The sequence below is a fragment of the Candidatus Frankia alpina genome, assembly GCF_902806485.1.
Lineage (GTDB): Bacteria > Actinomycetota > Actinomycetes > Frankiales > Frankiaceae > Frankia > Frankia alpina.
Genome location: NZ_CADCWT010000333.1, coordinates 1 through 4,245, shown reverse-complemented (window position 1 = coordinate 4,245; position 4,245 = coordinate 1). Strand labels below are relative to the sequence as shown.

General features: G+C 71.8%; 5 protein-coding genes. 3 read left to right on the top strand and 2 right to left on the bottom strand.

All coding sequences use genetic code 11. From position 1 onward, the window contains the following. The first annotated feature begins 55 nt into the window (after positions 1–55). Positions 56–262, top strand: coding sequence for a peptidoglycan-binding protein (locus tag G6R25_RS30965; protein WP_419469399.1), 207 nt, complete (start codon positions 56–58; stop codon positions 260–262). On the opposite strand, the gene G6R25_RS22080 is transcribed toward G6R25_RS30965, so the two are convergent. Beyond that, complete coding sequence (locus G6R25_RS22080; protein WP_163554428.1) at positions 259–1,251, bottom strand: TIGR03564 family F420-dependent LLM class oxidoreductase; 993 nt, start codon at positions 1,249–1,251, stop codon at positions 259–261. The two genes, G6R25_RS30965 and G6R25_RS22080, sit on opposite strands and share 4 nt — an antisense overlap. A 139-nt stretch (positions 1,252–1,390) precedes the next feature. On the opposite strand from G6R25_RS22080, the gene G6R25_RS22075 reads away from it, so the two are divergent. Continuing rightward, positions 1,391–1,975, top strand: coding sequence for a TetR/AcrR family transcriptional regulator (locus tag G6R25_RS22075; protein WP_163554427.1), 585 nt, complete (start codon positions 1,391–1,393; stop codon positions 1,973–1,975). A 483-nt stretch (positions 1,976–2,458) separates the two neighbouring features. Here G6R25_RS22075 and G6R25_RS22070 read toward each other — a convergent pair whose 3' ends face one another. After that, complete coding sequence (locus G6R25_RS22070) at positions 2,459–3,415, bottom strand: NADP-dependent oxidoreductase (RefSeq protein ID WP_163554426.1); 957 nt, start codon at positions 3,413–3,415, stop codon at positions 2,459–2,461. A 120-nt stretch (positions 3,416–3,535) separates the two neighbouring features. On the opposite strand from G6R25_RS22070, the gene G6R25_RS22065 reads away from it, so the two are divergent. Then, positions 3,536–4,138, top strand: coding sequence for a TetR family transcriptional regulator (locus G6R25_RS22065; protein ID WP_235949435.1), 603 nt, complete (start codon positions 3,536–3,538; stop codon positions 4,136–4,138). The last annotated feature ends 107 nt before the right edge of the window (positions 4,139–4,245 follow it).

Sequence of the window (4,245 nt, the reverse complement as noted above, 5' to 3'; positions counted from 1 at the left end):
CACTCACACCCCGCAACAATTACCCAACCTCACAAATCGACGCCGGGAATGGCTCATTGCCTTTCAGCGGCGAGCGGGCCTGAATCCCGACGGGTACATTGGCCAGCAGACGCGAGCTGCGCTGCTTGCTGGTGGGCCGACCGTCGGTCCGACAGCCGTTGACCCGACCAGGACGCCCACTGCCACCGCCACCCCCGTCGAGCCGACCGGGACGCCCACGGCCCGTCCCACCCTCTTTTTTCCCAATCCGAACGGCGGTTAATGGGATGAATCCGGCCTCCACGGATCCACCACCGGCGTGAGGGAGGGGTCGTCACCTCCGCGAGCGGCGTCGGGGCCGGTGGACCGGGCGAGGTCGGCGAGGACAGCGGTGGTGCGGGCCTGCTCGTCGGCGCTGCCTACGGGGGATGCGAGCAGGTCGGTGACGCCGGCGTCGGCGAGGCGGCGCAGCTGCCGGGCGAGGGCGTCCTCGTCGCCGATGAGGGCGACCTCGCCGGGACCGGCGGCGCCCTCGCGGTCGAACATCGCCCGGTACTCCGGCACCTGCCCGGCAAGAGCGAACTGGCCGGTGACCCGGTCCCGCATGGCGGCCTCGTCGTTCGTCACGCAGACCAGGAATCCGGCGACGACCCGAGGCATGCCACGCCCGCTTGCGGCAGCCGCGGCACCGATCGTGGGGACGATGTGGTCGGCGAGTGTCCTGGGGCCCGCCATCCAGGTGATCGTGCCGTCCGCGCACTGCCCGGCCACGCGCAGCATCGCCGGGCCGAGGGCGGCGAGCAGCACCGGCGGCGGCGTCGCACCCGGCAGGTCCACCGCCCCCACCGCGGTGAGCGTCTCGCCGTGATGGGTCACGCTTTGGCCCGCCAGCAGGGGACGCAGCACCGACAGGTACTCGCGCATGCGCCGGGCGGGCCGGTCGGTGGGCAGGCCGAACATGGACCGGACCATCATGGCGATGCCGGCGCCGATTCCCAGGGTGAACCGGCCGCCGACCGCCGCCTGCACGCTCAGCGTCTGGCTCGCCAGCACCAGGGGATGGCGCTGCGCCACCGGCACCACCGCCGTGCCCACGCCGATGCCCGGCACCTGCGCGCCGGCGACGGCCAGGACGGTCAGCGCGTCCCAGCCGAGGGCCTGCGCCGACCAGGCGGTGGTGAAGCCCGCGTCGGCGGCCGTCTGGACCTGACCGATGACCTCCGTCAGGGTCGCCGGCCCCCGAACGTCACCCACAGTGATTCCGATGTTCATCCGTGTCCTTGCCTCGAGAAGTCGTCCGCCGCGGGCTCCCCCGGCCTCGGCCGACCAACCATCCGATCGGAGAGGTTCTCCGATTACGTCAAGGGTAGGATATGGAGAGCTTCTCCCCTTAGCAACGCGAGGGAGCCAGATGACGACCGCCGGGTCCCGCCCGCCGCGGCGCCTGCGCGCCGACGCCCGCGACAACCGTGACCAGCTGCTCGGCGCGGCCAAGGCCGAGTTCACCGAACAGGGCGCCCACGCATCCCTGAACAAGATCGTCCAGCGGGCGGGGGTGGGAGCCGGCACGCTCTACCGGCACTTCCCCTCGCTCGCGGCCCTGCTGGCCGCCCTCATCGGCGACGACGTCGACGCGCTGTGCGCCACCGGGCGCGACCTGCTGACCCATCCCGATCCTGACGATGCGTTGGCCGTCTGGCTGCATGTCGTCGCCGTGCATGCCACCGCGATGCGTGGACTGGTCGCCACCCAGATGGCCGCCATCCGCGACCGGCGCACCGCCGACGCGCTGGCTGCCTGCCACGACGCGATCCGCGCCGCCGGAGCCGCCCTGCTCGACCGCGCTCACCACCACGGCAGCGCCCCCGCCCAGGTCGACATCGCCGACCTGCTCACCCTCGTCAACGCCGCCGCCTGGGCCAGCGAACAGGCACCCGACGACGCCGACCTGCTGCCCCGCCTGCTTGCCCTGATCACCGCCGGCCTGCGGGGGTGACCGCCGCCGGTGGCGGCGCCGTCCGGTCCACGGGGACGGACGCGGCGCCTGCGGCGAACCCGCCGGTTACCCTTCAGGGAATCCGCCAGCTGCCTGATCAGACCGTCGAGACCGTCGGAGGGCGTAGGCCCTTGACCAATGACGCGCGCGAACTGTACCCGGTAGGACGTCGTGACCGAACGTTCCGTGGACCGTCCCAGGATCCCCACCCGACCCGGGCGGAAGGATGGTGAACGTGGTGGCCTGGGCGAGAGCCTCGGCGAGGGCCCGCCCGGCCATCTGCGTGAACAGTTCGGTGAGCCGCTTGCGCTGTGCTGGCGTCGCGCTTCTCCACGCCACAGGTTCACTCATGGACGCAGCATAGGGTCAGAATGATCATCAGAATTCGGAATGGCAACAACGTGCACCGGACCTCCGCGGCAGCATCTCGGAGTGCGAGGACGGGGCGGGGCATGCGGCAGGACTGGTCAGCGGAAGACCTGGCTACAGGGTGATGACGATCTTGCCGTGGACGTGACGTTCGGCTGCCAGGGTGACGGCGTCGCGGGTCTGCTCGAGGGGGAAGGTCGCGGCGATCGGCACGGTGATCGTGCCGGCAAGAATCGCGTCGGTGATACGCTGCAGGGCGTCCGGGGCCGCGTCGGCGCCGCCGGTCGCGCGCACGCCGCCGGGAGGGTTGGGCCCGGCGGCGATGGTGGAGATCCGCTCGGGTGGCACGCCGAGCGCGAGCGCCGTCTCGGCCGTCTCGGTGCCGAACAGGTCGGTCGCCGCGGTCACGCCGCCCGGTGCCAGCGCCCGGACCCGGTCGGCCAGCCCGGCGCCATAGGCCACGGGCTCGGCGCCCAGCTGCCGCAGGAAGTCGAACGTGCTCTGCGACGCGGTCCCGATCACGTGAGCGCCGGCGAGCTTCGCGAGCTGCACGGCGAACACGCCCACTCCGCCGGCGGCGCCGCCGATCAGGACGGTGTCACCGGAGCGCAGGCCGATCGCCGCCAGCGCGGCCGCGGCGGTACCGCCGGCCACCGCCAGCGTGCTCGCCACCTCGTCGCTGATGCCCGTCGGCGTGCGTGAGAGCAGCACGGGCGTGCGAGAGAGCGAGGGCCCCTCGGGCACCTGCGTCGGCGGCGTGACCACCACGAAGTCGGCGACGGCCTGGCCCAGCGCACCGCCGTAGACGCGGTCACCCACCGCGCAACCTGTGGCGCCGGCGCCGACCTCGTCCACCACGCCGGCGAAGTCGTGCCCGAAGCCCGACGGCATGGTGATGCCGAACTGCTCCGCCCACTCGGGCGCCGAGGAGAGGATCCAGTCCATCGGATTCAGGGCGGCGGCGGTCACGCGGACGCGGACCTCACCCGGGCCGGCGTGCGGCTGCGGGACCTCGCGCACCTGCAGGACCTCGGGACCTCCGAACGTCTCGTAGATGACGGCTCGGCTCATGGCGGACCTCCAGCAGACGCGGTGATGGGACCTGGTCCTATCACCGTACACAAGTGATGGGACCAAGTTCCGTACCCTGTTTCCATGGCCCGCTGGCAACCCCACGCACCGGAGCGGCTCGTGGTCGCCGCCCTCGACCTGTTCGCGCAGCGGGGCTACGAGAACACGACAGTGATCGACATTGCGGAGCGCGCCGGGCTGACGAAGAGCACCTTCTTCCGCTACTTCCCCGACAAGCGGGAAGTTCTCTTCGGCGGGGACACGATGACCGACCTTCTCGCCACGGGGATCGCCGCGGCGCCGGTCACGGCCACCCCGCTCGAAGCGGTCGCTCATGCCCTGGACGCGGTCGGGAGGGACGCCTTCACCCCGGCTCGTCGCGCCTTCACCGCCCGCAGGCAGGCGGTGATCGCCGCCCACGCGGAACTGCAGGAACGCGAGGCGCTGAAGGGACTCGGCCTCACCGCGGCGCTGGCCGACGCGCTGAGACGCCGCGGCGTCGCCGACCTGACCTCACGCGTGGCCGCGGAGCTCGGCGCGCTCACCTTGAAGATCGCCTACGAGCGCTGGAGCGACACCACCAACACCGACGAGTTCACCGACGTCGCACGGCGAACACTCAGCGAAGTGCACGCAGCCAGTGCCTCGTCCCTCCCCGCTGACGTCGGCAGCGGGGAGGGACGTCCCGCACCATCTCCGGTTCTGGGACGCCTACGGGGATGACCACGGCGACCCGGGGTGGGGGCGTCCCTAAACTGACGATCATGCCTTTCGTTGAACTCGACCCGGTCCAGCTCCGCTACGAGGTGCTGCCGTTGCACGGCAAGGCG